Origin of the sequence: Archangium violaceum (assembly GCF_016859125.1) — a bacterium.
Taxonomy (GTDB): Bacteria; Myxococcota; Myxococcia; order Myxococcales; family Myxococcaceae; genus Archangium; species Archangium violaceum_A.
This window is the reverse complement of record NZ_CP069338.1, coordinates 11,752,540-11,767,403: the sequence shown is the minus strand read 5'-3', so window position 1 is coordinate 11,767,403 and position 14,864 is coordinate 11,752,540. Positions and strand designations below refer to the sequence as shown.

The following is a 14,864-nucleotide window of genomic DNA, read 5'->3' as shown; positions in this document are numbered from 1 at the left end:
GCGAGTCGGGTTTCGAGTGGCTCGGTATCCGTCCAGCGGGCACCCGGCTCGTGAAGCAAGCATAGAAGGCGGCGTCCCCTCGTTCGAACAGGGGATTCAGTTCGCTGGTGTACGACTGCTTCTCGAAACCCAACATCGTCAGGACCTCGCCCAATGAGTCCATCAGCCCGGGAGGAACGCGCGACAACCCGTCTTCTCCTTCCTCGAGTGAGGACGTGAACTGCCGCCGATAGGGCAGCAGTTCCATTCGTTTGACACTGAAGGCGAGGACAAAGAGCATGTCCTTGAGCGACGGAAAAGATACCCAGAGATGGTCGGTTGTCTTGAATGACTCCTGGGGATCGGCCCTGAGCACGGGGCCGTCTGGGCGTTGGCCATCACCGCAGTCGAGGAGGTACTGGTCGTAGGGATCCTCGACCTGTGCGCCAATGAAGACATAGGGGGCAGGGGGCTTTCTCTTGCCTGTTTCGTAGAATTTCAGGATACGATGGATGCGGAAGTCGGTCTCTGGAGTTTGGAGATCACCCAAGTCCTTGCCCAGGAGGCGGAGGAACTCTGTATAGCGTACCGGCAATGGGTGGCCGACCAACCGCTCGAGCAGTGCCAGTTCCTCAATGGAGGCCCCACGCACCTTCAAGGGGTAGGCCGGATCGTATTGACGAATGAATTCAATCAAGTCCTGCATCGTCCTATCCACTCCGGTCTACTCATTTGCTCAAACAAGGATCGTCTGGTCACGCAGGACTTCACATACCTTCGAGAGTTGTTCCTTGTCTGTGGCTGCTGCTCTTGCGTCGAACCCACCACGAGGGGGGAGATGTCCATAGATGGTTGCATCCCCCCGCTCCAGAAGTAGGCATTGGGGACTGGTGTGTTGCAGGCGTTTGAATCCCATGCGGCATGCCAATTCCTCCAAATCTTTCACCAGTGCTTCCTGGGATTGTCCGGTTCTTCTTTGCTTGGTCAGAGAGGCCTGCAAATCCATCTGAAAAGGCAAGGTGTTCATTCTTTTGTAAATAAATCCGAAAGAAAACAGCATGTCTCTGAATGAGCGAAACCAGGGGTGGACCTTCCCCTTGAATACGGCATTCCCCCAGCTCTCGAACCGGACTACGCAGAAGTCGGAGTTGTTCGGTTGCTCTAGATCCAGATAGCAATCGAAGTACGGATCCTGTACCTCTGCGGCAATCACGACATAGCGCGAGGGGGGACGCCACTCCTCGGCTTCATAGAGTTCGATGATATGCTCGATATCGAAGCTCAAGTTGGGGATCTCCAAGTCGCCCATGCTGCTGCCCATGCAGCGTAGGAATTCCTCATGAATGGGTGGGAGCGCTCGGCCAATGGTGGCGGAGAGTCGTCCGATCATCTCCTCCGATGTACCCCGCACGCTCGCGGGATAGTTGGGATCATAATTGGTAAGGAATGAGAGAAATTCATTCATCATGAAGTGGCACCTCAGGACTTGCAGGGGTTGTCGGTCGGACACAGCATGGGGGTGAGATGGATTTGGCAGGTCGCACACGAAGGTACAACGTCGCCGTGGTGAAACTTGTTCGTGACCTTGTTCGTGACACCCTTCAGTGTCTCCATATAGGTAACCTCGACGGCTGTGTTGGCCGGCTTTGTCTTGCTTTTCTTTTGAGCGCGGCTCACGGCTGTCGGTGGGAAGTAGAAGACCTCACTCATGGAACTCGGCTTGTGCCCGTCCTCATTTGCTTTCTGAATGAGCTTGGGGGCAGCACAGAGGCCTGGACGGTTGGCGGGCGCCTTCAAATCTACCAGGAAGAGCTTCTGCCCGTCGGGAATCTCCCCCGTTGCGTCCCGTATCTTCGAGAAATTGACCGGGCCACACAGGGTCCATCGCTTCTTCTCGTCGTTCTCATTCAATAAATCGATGGCTCGTTTGAATCCATCCAGAGGGGCACCCTCACCGGACATGGCCGCGTAGATTCTCTGCTGGCACTTGCAAAGGAGAACACCAATCATGTACCCACCACGTTCTTTGAATACTCTCAGATTGCTCATCTTGGGATTCGCGCTGATCTGATCGAGCGTACCCAGGAGTTGCATGGCGAGTCCCTGGCTCGTGTAGGTTTCCAGGAGGCGATGGCTCGCCTTGTCCTTCTCGCAGTCTTCTCTGGGACACTCGTTGCTTTCGCCTACCGGATCATCTCCGTAAGCCCATCCCGTCCCGCCATCTTGCATGAAAGCCGTGTTGAAGGTGTTCCCGTTGTGCTGGGTGACGTCCATGAAGCGCACCACCCCCTTGCCCTCGATCTTCACGTCCAGGCTGTAGGTGCCCCAGGTCATCTTTCCCTTCGTCTTGGATGAGATGAGCCCTCCTCCTGCCGTTCCAGCCTCGTCCCCTGTGCTGGTGCTCAAGGCGGAGCCCTTCAGCGCCACCGGATTTCCTTCGATCTCCACCGTGTTGCTGCCGTCGGACAGGTCGCTGTCCTTGGCCACGTTGACATACGGCACCGGCACCGGCCCTCCCGGAGAGGGGGTCTTACACACGTCGGGTGCCGCGGAAACGTTGGTTTTGCCGTCGCCCTTGTGGACGATGGTGCGCCCGTTCGCGAACGTCTTACTCATGTTCCCCTCTCGATGATGATGGCTCCGACCTGGCCCTCGTCGGAGCAGCCGTACACCAGGGCCCGGGGGGCCTGTCCGTGCACCGGTTTCAGCTCCCCCAATACATGGAGCGCATGGCCGATTTGGATGGCACCAGAGCCCGCTCCCACGTCCCCCAGGCTTTCCGCGATGAGATGGCCCACCAACGGCTCGGGCATGAGGGCCGCGTTGCGCAGGTAGGCCCGGTTGAACTCATGGCCCCAGAGGGTCTCTCCCGTCTGGCAGGAGAGCACATGCGCGACCCGCCGGAGGCCGGCGACCGGGTGGTTGTGGAGCTGACGGAAGGCCGATGTGAGCCCCTCGGCCAGGCTGGGCTCGGACTGGTACCTGTGGCGAGGCTCCTTCGCCAGTGCGAGGGCGAGGATGCGTCCCTGGGCCCGTGGCTCGTCGCGTCTGTGCATCGAGGCTCGCGTGAGCAGCACGAAGCCGGCCCCTTCTCCCGGCAGGATGCCCTCTCGTACCGAGGAACAGAGCAGCTGCCCCTTCGCCAGCAGGTTCTCCAGCGAGCCCGGATCGCACAGCGAGTCCACTGCTCCCACGAGCACACGCCTCGCTTTCCCCGACAGGAGCAACTCCGCGGCGCGGGCCAGCGCCACGAAGAATCCCGCGCGCCCCACGCGGCAGAGCCCTTCGGGCCGTACCTGGAGTCGGGCGGGAGACGCCACCTCCGCGAGCGCCCGCAGCAGTGGCTCCTCGTCAATGACCGGGCCGTTCCCTGGCGCAGGCAGCGCCAGCACCAGGGGTAGGTGCTCGGCTTTCTCCACCCGTGCTTCCTTAAGCATCCCTGGAGCGCCGTGGTTGCCAGGGCCAGCATGCGCTCCGTGCGCGAGAGGTGGGCTTCCAGCATCGTGAGCTGGGAGGTCCGGAGCGGCTCCCCCCTCCAGTCCTGCACCTCGGTGAGGATGAAGCGCACGGTGCCGGCTGCCATCTCCACCTGGGTGGTTCGTGCGGTCAGTCCTAGCGGTGTACATAGGCCCAGCCCGAGCACCACCAACTCCTCCGGCCAGATGCTCATGGGGTTGCCTCCTCCCAGGGCTCCAGCTCGCGCACCACGCTGTACTCGTGCCGGGACAGTTCCCCATGAGCGGTTACCGCCGCGCGCCAGATGAGCGTCAGGGCTCGCTCGTCGGGCTCGATGTGGACGGCATCCAACACCAGGGGTCGCCGCTCTGCCCGGTGTTGGAAGACCACCTTGACGGTCAGTCGATGCCGAGGCAGCGGAAAGGCCCATTGCCCGTCTGGCGACAATCCGGTGAGGACCACGGACTCACCCCCCGTCAGCCAGGGGGAGGCAACGAGGCCAGGGGCCGCCGCGATGGAGAAGCGGTGGTCGAAGTCGGGTGGCCACAGCGGGGCTCGGTTCTTGATCCAGGCCTCGTCGTACGTGCCGGCGTAGGCGAGCCGAGGTTGCCAACTCCGGGCAATGGGGCCGAACCCCACGGGCGTCACCCGATCGGAGTGGCGGCGGATGAGTTGGAGGGGGTCTTCCAGATTGGGAAGCGGCTGCTCCACTGCGGCCCGTGCCGAGGCGTAGAGGCCCCTTCCCACCGGATTGCGCGGTTCCGAGGCCCCGCCGAAGCTGCGCTCGTAGACGAGCGGCATCGACTCGAAGGGTCGGGGATCCAAGGGACGCAGCTCCAACATGCCCTGTACCCATACCCGCTCGCCAAAGACCTGGAGGACCTTCCGACAGGACCCGAGCCGGACTCCTACTTGCATCTCCTTGACGGGGCGGCCTCGCGGTGACCAGGCATTTCCTAGAGACGTAAATGTCGGTGGCCGGGCGGAACCAGGTGCTCTGTCCCTCCACGCGAAGGCTGGAGGTGTCTGGCTGTCCCCACCAGGTATCCGCCATGGGAGGAGGAAGCTGTCTGTCGCTCGGCTTGGGTGGCGCCTCCGAGGAGCGGCCAGCGGGTGGCAGATCGAAACGGCCAGCGACGCAGGCGACCAGCAGTTCCCGTCCTTTTTCGTCCAGAGATGGGAAGGTCACGGCCTCGAAGGAGGTGAGGTTCTCGAGGTTTGGAATGGAATTGGTGTCATCCCCCCGGTGACAGCAACGTCTTTCCTGTTGCTTCTGCGTCTCTCCGCCCTTGTCTGTCAGGCGCACGACTTCGTAGGGGTGGTCTTGAAGCGAGAGACCACGGAAGCGAACCAACTCAGGCGCTCCTCCAGATCAGTCCAGCGCTCGGAGACATCCGGCCCATCCAGCTTGATGATCCGCGCATGTCGTGTTTGTTCTGGGGAGCCGAGTCGAGGCCATTAGGAGCGAAGGATGGTCTGACGAGATGGTGAAGGGAGCAAGAAGCGAGAGCGCACGGTGTGTTGGGAATACTCCAGCGCCCCTCGGCAGGCCCTTGGCTCTGCTGTATGTATTCCCTCATCGATTGGACGAGTGCTCTACGGTCCTTCACCCCGAGATTGTCGACGCTCATTGTGCCCCCCCAAGAACTTCAGGCTGGCCACATCAAACCCTATGTGTCCAGCTTCGGAATAGCCTCCTCGTTTCACTCGAAGAATTCAAGTGCTTCGTTCTTGGTGGCGGCACAGGGCCAGGGACGAGGGCATCATCAGAATTTAGAGGCGGTCACGATTTGTGGCTTTCGTTCCCTTTTTCGATCTGGTCGAATGCATGGTGGAGACTTGGGGACCGTCTTGGGCTCTGGGGTTCTTCCCCTTGCTCGAGGTGTCATGAAGGCCGACAACACGCATTGATTCAATTGGACATACAGATTGCGATGCTGGTCAATGTCCGGATTGTGAGTGTCCGGGTCGTGAAGGAGTCCATACAGTTTGGAGAGACCTCCTGACTCCGCTGCTCCTTCCAACCCCTGCCCACGAAGTAGGTGGATGAGTACCTCGGAGGCGCGTTGCCGCGCCCGTGCCGGTCGATGTGGCCGTCGCGCTGCTCCATGCGGTTGGGGTTCCACGGAATCCCGTAGGACGAGTTCGTGGCCACACGCCTTGGCGGATGCGCTGGTCGTCGAGCAGCTTGAGGTTCCCTGGGCAGCTCGCTGTCGCCGATGCGGAACTCCAGATTGTCCCGCATCTGGTCACGCCACTAGAGCTGGATGGCGGCGGGGCAAGAGGGGCTCATCATGGGGACCCAAGTCTGGCAGTTTGGGGACCGAGAGGGCGGCATCTACCGGACTTTGACGCATGGTCCCAGCCAGAGTACGGATCGTGGAGGGAGAGGACCGGCCGCCCATCCTGATGAGTCCCGTGGCGAGCACCGCCCGCGAGCGGCGAGTGGAGTAGCAAGCCCGAGGAGGAGCTGGATTCGCGAGGTCCACTTCTGCTCCTTCATGGCCGCCAGGAGCCCAGGTCAGCGGTCGTCTTCTCCAATCGAGTCCCCCTCCATGCGCCTGGAGCCTACCATGTGCCGAGGTGTGTGGAGCTGTTCGAGGCACACGCACGTCTGGGCTGTTCCCCATGAATCCAGCGAGTACCATGCCGTCTAGGAGTTCGAATCCGGCATTCATGCGGTCGCGTGGACAACGGCCAAAAGCCCATGCCATCGTCGTTCTCTTCCAGCTGTTTTTCAGGACCACTGAAGATGCAAACGCTGCTGATTTCCCTCCTGCTTGCCACGGCTGCGGCCGATGCTGCGGCGGAGCAACGGGTCTACGTCCTCGGCTCCTCCCTCAACCTCCGCAAGAAGCCCTCCGCGGAGGCGGAGATCCTGGAGAAGCTCCAGATCGGCACGGAGTGCCACGTCACCGAGAAGCCCGACGGGACGTGGCTGAAGGTGCGCTGCGGAGAGAGGGAGGGCTACGCGTCCGCGTCCCTGCTGGGGCCGGAGAAGCCGTCGGCCGAGAAGCTCAAGGCCGAGGCGCAGGACACGCGCCTCACGCTCAAACAGCGCGAGGAGAGCGCGCTGCGGGCCGCGACCCTCTCCCCGGAGGATGTCGAGCAGCAGAAGCTGCTGGGGAATCTCTTCTTCGAGCGGAACCTCGAGCTGGTGGCCGGCATCAAGAAGCCCAAGCCCCTTCGGACGTTCAAGCACACGTGCTTCAACCAGAGTGACAGCTCCTGTATCGGAGATGCCTCCGGGGCCGGGGTGAAGGACGTGAAGATCCGGGCCGCGACGAAGGGGAACCTGTTCGTGGTGGCCATTGGGAGTACCGAGCGTGTGGCCGTCTATCGCGGTAGGTACAAGATCAACAAAGTCCATGAGCTGACGGGGGAGGTCCTCGAGTCCGCTGGTTTCACCGCGACCCCGGTGATGGAGAAGGCGCTCTTTTCCGGTATCAAGCCGCGCGATTCCGGAAACTGGGACCTGGCTCTCGGTCAATTCACCCTGGACGAGACCTCTCATGCCATCCTGGACGCACTTCCCAGGGAGTGGGGCCGCCTGGAGCCGAGTCCCCCCGAGAACTTCTTGATGATGCAGTGGAACGATTGCCTGAAGAGGCCTTTCCTGTTGACGTTTACGCCGGACATTCACGGTCGCTGGCGCCTCTCGGTCGAGACCGTTGGCTCCGATAATGCGTCGGAGAACTACTGGATATCTGCAGTGTCGAAACGTGACAGCGACCTCGAGCTAACGCTCGAGAAATATTATGGGGGCACGAAGCGCGAGCTGTTCAAGCTCCCGGATGGCCGCAAGGACATCGCATACCTGGGGGACAAGGCGTACTCCTTCAAGCTCGACAGGTATTCAGAGGTGCATCACCGTTGCATCCAGGGCGGCCCCTAGGCCAGCGCCCCACGAGGGCACGTCATGAAAAAGAACAGCAGGTATTGGCCAGATTGGAAGTACGAGCTTCCAGACAAGCTGCTGGCCGCGCTGGACGAATACCACATCCTCAAGATCCCGCTCCTCGGACAGCACTATCCAGGAGGACCCTCGGACTGGTGCGGGCGAACGTCGTGTTCCATGGCGTTCAACTACTACCAGTTCGTACAGGGCGGCGATTTTGAATCGAAGTTCATCACGCACTGGGATGGAGGGCAGCAGGGCCGCTTCGTGGACCTCCGCTACCCGGGTGGCCAAAGGGCATTTCACACGAAGCCAATGGCTGACCCTCAAACCGCCAATCTCGAGGGGTATGCGGTTTCAGACCCCAACTACACCGCGGGCGATGTCGCGGTGGTCAGAGCTCCGTCTGACTTCACCTCGGGGGCATTCAGCGCATCCCCCATTCTGGGCTTCTCGCGAGGCGTGGTATTGCCCTACGACCTGCCCAACCGGAAGGAGTTGGCGGCCCGGATCACGAATGACCCCGCTCTCATCGAGTCGCGGCTCGCGACCATTCTCAAGGCCGTCTCTTCCAACAACCCGGTCATCTTCTACTCCGGGTTCTCCATGCGGGGCAGCGCGCCCATCCATCTCATCCTGATCGCTGGCTACGCCTATTTGAAGGACGACACGGGCCGGCACCTCTGGCTGGCGGTGGCGGATCCCGCGACCCACGAGAAGAAGATCAAGAGCGGCATGTACTCGGTGCCCTCTCCAGCGACGAAGACCGATGTGGATGCGCTTTCCCAACTCACCGGAAAGCACGACATGGTTCGTGTGATTACCGGTAATTGGGATTCCGCCACGGCTTCGCTGGTGTTGATCCGGGCCCGGAAGTTCTTCGAGGAGAATACCCTCAGCAGCGTCCGCGATGACCTGTTCATGGATTACTGTGGGCCCAACAAAGGGGGGGCTTTCATCTATTCACACCGGCCGACGGTCGCGCCTCCCGAGTGTGTCTTCTCCAATGTGTCATATTCCGTCGCCTACCCCATGGATGGCCGGAAGGAGCGCTTCCGCCCGGTCAACTGCTACGCGATGACGGAGGCGTCCGCGAAGGGCCTCTTCCCCCTGGGCAGTCACCGGAATCTCCACTCGGGGGTCCACCTGGAACTGTCCAGCTTCTCCCGGACGCCACCACCGCCACCTCCTCCGGCGGAGAAGAAGGAGCAGCCCGCGGCGAAGGACTCGAAGACGAAGGCCCAGGAGCCCAAGAAGGCCGAGCCCACTCCGCGGGTCTTCCAAAGAGAGGTACGCTGTCTCGCGCCGGGATACATCGTGGCCGTCCGGCTGGCGAACGCCCTTCCCGAGCCCAAGCAGACGGAGGGGAGCTCTGATCCCGCCGCGGAGAACGAACTGGCCGAGCTGGCGAAGAAGGGCCTCGAAAAGAATCAGCTGTCCAAGGAGTTCGCGGGAAATCACAACTCCTTCATCCTGGTCCGCCACGATGTCGAGGAGTTCATCCCGAAGAAGGAGCAACCGCCGAACGGCGGAGCGGCGGAGCCGGAGGGAGCGCAGGCGCAGACGCCCAAGCGCTTCACCTTCTACAGTCTCTACATGCACCTGGTTCCCCCGAATTGGAAGAAGGCGGGGACGTACCAGGACGTGGCCTGGCTCAAGGTCCTCGCGCGCCGCGAGGGCTCTCTGGCCGTGCTCGATCCACAGCATGAGGCGTTCCAGCAGGTCCGGTGGCTCCAGGGCCCGTTGAAGGGCTCGGAGGAGGAGGCGGAGATCATCCCGATGATGGGTGGCACCTTCGCCACGATCGGGTCGGATCTCTCCAATCCCCAGACGTTCCAACTCGGCGACGAGACGGGGGACTCCATCCGCGCGGTCTACAAGAAGCCGGAGAGTGATCTGGCCGAGCTTCACAAGGCCCTCATTGGCGGCGAGATCGTCACCCTGTGCCATCCCTATCTCAAGGTCAGGGCCGGCGAGTTGCTCGGCTATCTCGACGACAAGAGCGAGGCGGTGGGCGATGGCTTCCTCCACTGGGAAATCCTCGCGCCCAGTGAGCAGGGCCAGCTCGAGCAGTTCCTGAAGTTCGCGGAGGAGAAGCTCGGGCTGTCGAGTGGCGGCAAGCCCTTCTTCGAGTTCTTCGAGGAGAAGGATCAGAACAACTTCTTCGATCCCCCCGCGCTGCAGTCCGGCTCCGAGGGTGAGCTCGACTCCCTGGTGAAGCTCGCGCCCGTGTTGGAGCAGATGGGGGATGACGAGAAGCGGCTCCTCGCCGGCTTCAAGGACACCTACAGTCAGGGTCTGCTCCAACGGCTCATGGGTTCCTCCAGGGCATTGCCGTTCTATGCCCCCAAGTCCGAGGACAAGCCCGCGGAGGAGAAGGTCCTCAGCTATCCCGTCGATGTCCTCCTCGAGAACTTCAAGGATTGCCTGCCCGAGGGGTCCTACAAGCTCCGGTTCACCTTCGATCCTCCGTCCTGTCCGGAACAGGTGGTCGAGTACGACGGGAAGAAGACCCGCGTCCGCATCTACGTGCCCGCCGGGGCGAGGAAGATCTTCGTGCAGCCGGCGACGCCAGGGAGCCTCTTCCTCCAGTCCGGGGGCTATCCGAGCAAGGAAGAGAGCCTGAAGAAGGATGTCGAGCACTTCAAGACCCTGGCCTCCGTCCGCTGGCGCAACGTCGTCCTCCGGCACCTCAATGACTGGAGCCCCGAGAGCATCGAGAAGCAGGTGCTGGAGCACCTGAAGACCCGGCCGGAGTTGGTGCTCGGCTCGGACATCCTGGACTCCACGGACGAGCAGCAGGCGAAGGAGCTCATCAAGAAGCACGCGGAAGCGATCGGCTGGTGGGCGAACAACGAGAAGCCGGTGCTGGGCCCCAAGGGGGAGGAGAAGCCCCTGTTCGCCGACAATCCGGACGGTGAGCAATTGCCCAGGAACACCTTCCTGGACAACCCGCACCCCGTCACCTTCTCCTGGCTCCTGATGCTCTTGACCCGGCACAACCTCCTCCAGTTCGCCGACGTGCCGCTCTGGCATTCGGAGGAGCTGAAGAAGATCGCCGCGATCGGGTGGTTGCCGGCACGAGAGCGGTATGGGCCCCAGCGCGTCGGCGAGCTCGTCTACGTCGGCGCGGTGCAGCGGGGTCATGGCAAGGACAAGGTGGCCTTGCATGTCTCGGCAGCGAACCCCGGGGGCTGGCGGCTCGAGATCGCCGCGGGGACGTTCAACGAAGGCGTGTTCGCCCAGCCCGTGGAGATGCCCGGTTGGGGCGAGTGGAGCCTCGACGAGCCTGGCGCGCAGGCGCTCGGCGAGTTGAAGCTCGAGGGACTCGAGCCCGTCCTCCTGAAGACCTCCGGGCCGCCGGGAGAGAATGGCTCCCTCCCCATCGCTCCCGATGCGGCGCTGTCCAGTGGGAAGGATGGCACCTTCTCCTGGCGGATCGCGTTCCGGGCGAATTGTCCGAGGCTCCTCCGTGGCTGGATTCTCATCCGCAAATGGAAGGGCAGGGTGGCCGACGAGCTTCCGAAGGATGCCTCTGCCTTCGAGACCGCCGACGTGGCGATTCCCGTGGTTGCGCGCGAGGACACGGCCTTCAAGGAGGAGGCTGGCTTCGCGGTCGTCGACGGCTTCATCAAGAAGGGCAACGTCAAGAACGTCAGCACCTACGTCACGCAGCATTTCACGTACAAGGAGTTCCTCGATGCGGCCAAGGGGCAGAAGCTCGCCGCGGGCGCCGAACCCCTGATTGCCTGGGACCTCGTCGAGGCGGTGGAGCGCATCCGGAGCGGGTATGCGGCACGGCAGCCCATCTCCCTGCTCGGGCTCTTCGAGGACGGACTCTCCATCCAGCTCCGGGCCGCCAATCTGGAGAAGCTGCGAGAGGTTGTGGCCAAGGCGAAGGAGGATGGTTGGATCGACGATGCGGAGGAGGTAGGAAAGAGTGACATTCGCATCCGGGTGAAGGCGTCGCAGGAGGGCAAGCACCCCGGCGAGCTCATAGTGGAGTTCGACGCGAACGAGGCCTTCACCGAGCTGCGCAAGGGAATGACCCACGAAGACCAGCTGGCCGTGCAGTTCGGATTCTTCTTCCCGAACGGTGGCAGCGCGCAAGACGGACGCCTCCTGGCATCGGACACGATCGGCACGAGGTGTGAGGCGGTGAAGGTGGAGGAACTGAAGAGCCTGGCCCGGGGTGGTTACCTGGAGCAGTGGTCGCCGGATGTCGCGGAGGTGTTGCACAGCCCCATGTTCGGAGAGCCCGAGCTCCAGCTCACCAGCAAGGGCGCCCAGGTTTGCGTGCCGCTCCTGGGTGGTACCGCGAGCTTCTGGAACGCGGCCGGGCCGAGCATCAGCTTCGGGAAGGAGGAGCTCGACAAGAAAGCAAAGTCGGCCGTCCTGCCCAATCCACTGCGAGTCGTGCGGGCGTTGGATTTCAATGACAAGAATTTGAAGGGCAAGCAGCTCGTCATCTCGGCTTCCGTCAAGAAGAAGGACGTGCCCTTGAAGACCGAGCGGATCGACGTTCGTCCGTCGAAGAGGATTCAATACGACATGGCGCCGAACGTCGAGCTCGAGGCGCAGCCAGCGCTGTACGATCCATTCATCCTGAATGTCTCCCTGCGCACGAACGCGCTCCCCGCCAGCAGGGGCTTCAAGATCGAGATCGCCAATTCCTCGGGGAATCTCCTGACGCTCCCGAAGGACTGCGTCACCTACGAGCTGCGGACCAAGGAGGCGGGCGTCACGGATTCGAAGGGCGTCTTCCGCGCCAAGGTGGATGTGAGCGACATCGCGGAGGCGCTCAAGGGCGCGAAGGAGTACGTGGTTCGTGTCGTCCCCTTGAACAAGGCGGACAGGGAGCTGGAGCTGACCAGCAGCAAGAGCCTCACCGTCCCCGAGCCGCTCCAGCAGGAAGAGGCGGAGAACGTGATGGGTGATTTCCCCGGCATGTGGCCGGATGGGCGGGAAGTGCCCATGAAGAGTGGGAGGGTCTAGACATGGCGGATTCAGCACAGGCTACTCCCCCTCCTCCTCCTGCCCTCGAGGTGCGGCTCGAACCGGGCTCGGAGGGGGTCATCCGCCTCGTGGCCGTGGCCCCCATCACCCTCGAGCTTTCCCTCTCCCCGGAGGATGTCCGGCAGGAAGGGCCCAAATACAAGATCACACTGCGGGGGACGCAAAAGAACCTACCGAAGGACGCGACGTGCCGCGTGTTGATCAAAGCCTCGTCGCTCGGCGAAGTGAGGGACTCCGAGCTCGGCGCCCAGCCCCTGCGGATCAGCGGGGAGACCTGCACCCTCGATCTGGAGCTCGACACCTTCGCGTCGGGCTTTTTCGGGACGGGCACCGCGCGCCTCTCCGTCGTCCCGGATTTCCCGTTCGCGACCCCGTGCGATGTCCCCACCCCGTTGGCGTTCGACAACCCGTTGAACGTCACGGGGGCCAACCCCGGCAAGGTCATGCTCGGCAAGCTGCTCGAGCTCACGCCCGTGTTCAGCGACAAGTTCGCGAAAGCGACGCTCAAGCTCTCCGTCTTCCACGGCGGGGCGATCGAATCGGGAAGGATCGCGGACTCCCTCGCCTACTCCATTTTCGAGTGGACCCAGGAGGACGACGACACGAAGGAGTGGCGCGTCGGCTGCGCGCACAGCGGTGGTGACTACCTGCTGACCTATCTCGAGACGAACAAGGCCGAGTACAGCTTCGATCTCCGGCTCGAGGTCATCCAGGAATCCGAGGGGCAGGAGGTGAGCTATGTCGTCTGGGACAAGCCCAAGGCCGTCTCGTTCCCGAAGCCGAAGCTGACGAAATTCGAGATCGGCTCTGGGAGAGCCATCGCGACGGTGGAGAACATCGATCCAGGCTTCAGTCTGCCGCTGGAGCTGACGCTCTGGCAGTACGGGCTCCATGATCTCGATCCCATCGTCCGGACCTCGATGATGAATCCCATCTCGAGGCCGGTGTTGGCCGAGGCCTCGTCCTCGGAGTATTTCTGGCAGTTGCTCGTCCCCTCGGTGACGATGGAGAAGGTGCAGATCTTCGCACTGCTGCGTATTCCCAAGACACTGTCGGGCACCGATACCTATGTGCCGGTCAGCGCGGTGATGGACTACGACGAGTCGAAGTTCCGCACCTTCGATGATGACCAGCTCTGGATCGAGCCGCCCGCGAAGAAGGGGAGCAAGAAGTCCAAGCAGAAGAAGACGCCGAAGGACCTGGCGACCGCGATTGCCTCCCAGGAGCTGAAGGACACCCCGACGCGAGCCCCGCACTTCGGGTCGATCACGACGGGGGTCCGCGAGAACAACCTGCTCGTCTCCATCAAGCTCGTGGGAGATAGCGGTTACTGGAAGGCCGCCGAGCCCGTCTTCTCCCTCTACGACGAGGCCTGCAAGACCGAGATCGTCAAGCTCAAGACCCAGCCATCGGCGCAGAACCCCCGGCTCCACGAGGCGCTCGTCCCCCTGGAGGACCCGAACCTCCTCGGCAAGAAGGTGAGCATCCGTGGCCAGGTCACCCATCCGGACGCGAACCTCTGGGGGGAACTGGTCGCCGCTCCGCCGGCCTTCTCCGTGGCCTACGAGGGCGTTCCTCGCTTGAGCGGGCTGACGCTGCGCACCGTGGAGCTCACCGACGCCACGTCCTACATGCAGGTGCGCTGTCAGACCCACCATGTGCCGAACGGGAAGAAGGGCAGCACACTCGGGTTTCGCCTCTACGAGTACTTCGTGGACATGAGTGAGCCGGTGCTGCTGTCCCAGGTGCCAATCCGGTACGACGTCTCCAAGGGGGCGGGCGGCCAGTGCGACTCGCAGGGCCGGCTGGTGGCCCGAATCACGGACCAGGACATGGTCAAGAAGCTGCGGGGCCAGGGGAAGTTCAAACTCGAAGCCTGCGTGCTGGACAAGGAAGGCAAGGTCCTGTCCTCCGAGGTCCGTCCCATCTTCATGGAGTTCGGGAAGTCTCCGCGGAGGATCGAGGGCACGATGGTCTGGGGCGAAAAGGTTTCGCCTGAGTTCAGGAAGAAGGTGCTGGCCATCTGCGAGCTGCTGAAGATCAAGCCGGACTACCTGATGGCCTGCATGGCTTTCGAGACAGGACGTACGTTCTCGGCCAAGAAGCAGAACAACGCGGGTCATCACGCGTACGGACTCATCCAGTTCACCAAGAGCGGCTCGGAGGGCCTTGGGAAGACGGTGGATGAGCTGAAGGTGATGACCGAGGTCGAGCAGCTCGATTACGTCAACAAGTACATGGCCCGCTGCATCGAGCGGAAGGGGCCGCTCAAGACGCTGAGCGACGTCTACATGGCCATCATCTGTCCCGAAGCCGTGGGCAAGCCGGAGACCTACGTCTGCTACTCGAGGGCGGGCAGCCCGAAGGCCTACGAGGCGAACAAGGGATTGGACAGGGGCAAGAAGGGCTTCATCACCAAGGAGGACGCGACGGTACCCGTGGACGAGCAGTACAAGGCGGGTGAGACGTACCGGCTGTGAGCCGGCTCGGCGTGGACTGAGTACGACGTCCCCTG

Annotated in this window: 7 protein-coding genes and 1 pseudogene; 3 read left to right on the top strand and 5 right to left on the bottom strand. The window is 62.4% G+C overall.

Features of this window, described 5'->3' with window-relative positions:
- Window positions 1-715: 715 nt before the first annotated feature.
- From JQX13_RS49600 to JQX13_RS56045, 5 genes and pseudogenes are all read right to left on the bottom strand, one after another.
- Window positions 716-1,447 (bottom strand): SMI1/KNR4 family protein, encoded by a 732-nt coding sequence (locus JQX13_RS49600; protein WP_203406364.1) that lies wholly within the window; start codon window positions 1,445-1,447, stop codon window positions 716-718.
- A gap of 11 nt (window positions 1,448-1,458) precedes the next feature.
- Window positions 1,459-2,595 (bottom strand): DUF4150 domain-containing protein, encoded by a 1,137-nt coding sequence (locus JQX13_RS49595; protein WP_203406363.1) that lies wholly within the window; start codon window positions 2,593-2,595, stop codon window positions 1,459-1,461.
- Window positions 2,592-3,398 (bottom strand): beta-ketoacyl synthase N-terminal-like domain-containing protein, encoded by an 807-nt coding sequence (locus tag JQX13_RS49590; RefSeq protein WP_203406362.1) that lies wholly within the window; start codon window positions 3,396-3,398, stop codon window positions 2,592-2,594. The genes JQX13_RS49595 and JQX13_RS49590 overlap by 4 nt, the downstream gene beginning before the upstream one ends.
- Before the next feature lie 247 nt (window positions 3,399-3,645).
- On the bottom strand, window positions 3,646-4,353 hold the full coding sequence (locus JQX13_RS49585; protein ID WP_239014341.1) for a DUF2169 family type VI secretion system accessory protein: 708 nt from the start codon (window positions 4,351-4,353) through the stop codon (window positions 3,646-3,648).
- 106 nt (window positions 4,354-4,459) lie between these two features.
- Window positions 4,460-4,624, bottom strand: a pseudogene (locus JQX13_RS56045) (DUF2169 family type VI secretion system accessory protein); the annotation flags it as partial.
- Between the two features lie 1,563 nt (window positions 4,625-6,187).
- Between JQX13_RS56045 and JQX13_RS49580 the strand changes: the two are divergent.
- The 3 genes from JQX13_RS49580 to JQX13_RS49570 are packed head-to-tail and all read left to right on the top strand — an operon-like array spanning window position 6,188 to window position 14,829.
- The gene (locus tag JQX13_RS49580; protein ID WP_203406361.1) at window positions 6,188-7,330 is read left to right on the top strand and encodes an SH3 domain-containing protein; all 1,143 of its coding nucleotides are present in this window, start codon (window positions 6,188-6,190) and stop codon (window positions 7,328-7,330) included.
- A gap of 24 nt (window positions 7,331-7,354) precedes the next feature.
- Complete coding sequence (locus JQX13_RS49575) at window positions 7,355-12,328, top strand: hypothetical protein (RefSeq protein WP_203406360.1); 4,974 nt, start codon at window positions 7,355-7,357, stop codon at window positions 12,326-12,328.
- Window positions 12,329-12,330: 2 nt separating this feature from the next.
- A complete protein-coding gene (locus JQX13_RS49570) occupies window positions 12,331-14,829 on the top strand; it encodes a hypothetical protein (protein ID WP_203406359.1) in 2,499 nt (832 codons plus the stop codon).
- Window positions 14,830-14,864: the final 35 nt, after the last annotated feature.